The 443-nt window shown below is 60.7% G+C and carries 1 protein-coding gene; it reads left to right on the forward strand.

Annotation, left to right across the window (positions count from 1 at the left end; all coding sequences use genetic code 11):
• Nucleotides 1-443 (forward strand): 1-acyl-sn-glycerol-3-phosphate acyltransferase (locus tag WCE05_RS26030; protein ID WP_368816843.1); only part of this gene is annotated, 443 nt, incomplete at both ends.

Consider the following 443-nt stretch of genomic DNA (forward strand, 5'->3'; position numbering starts at 1 on the left):
CTCTATTCCACCGTGTTCCGCGAATACCTTGGCGAACTGTTCAGCCGCGGCTATTCCGTGGAGTATTTCGTCGAAGGCGGCCGCTCCCGTACCGGCCGCCTGCTCGATCCGAAGACCGGTACGCTGTCGATGACCATCCAGGCGATGCTGCGCGGCGGAACCCGACCGATCACCCTGGTGCCGATTTACATCGGCTATGAGCACGTGATGGAGGTAGGAACCTACGCCAAAGAGCTGCGCGGCGCCACTAAAGAGAAAGAGAGTCTGCCGCTGATGGTGCGTGGCTTGAGCAAGCTGCGCAACCTGGGCCAGGGTTACGTTAACTTCGGCGAACCGCTGCCGCTGATGACCTATCTTAACCAGCATGTGCCGGATTGGCGGGAAGCGATCGACCCGATCGAAGCGGTTCGCCCCTCCTGGCTGACGCCGACGGTGAATAGCAT

This window comes from Pseudomonas sp. I2, assembly GCF_040984075.1.
Lineage (GTDB): Bacteria > Pseudomonadota > Gammaproteobacteria > Pseudomonadales > Pseudomonadaceae > Aquipseudomonas > Aquipseudomonas guariconensis_B.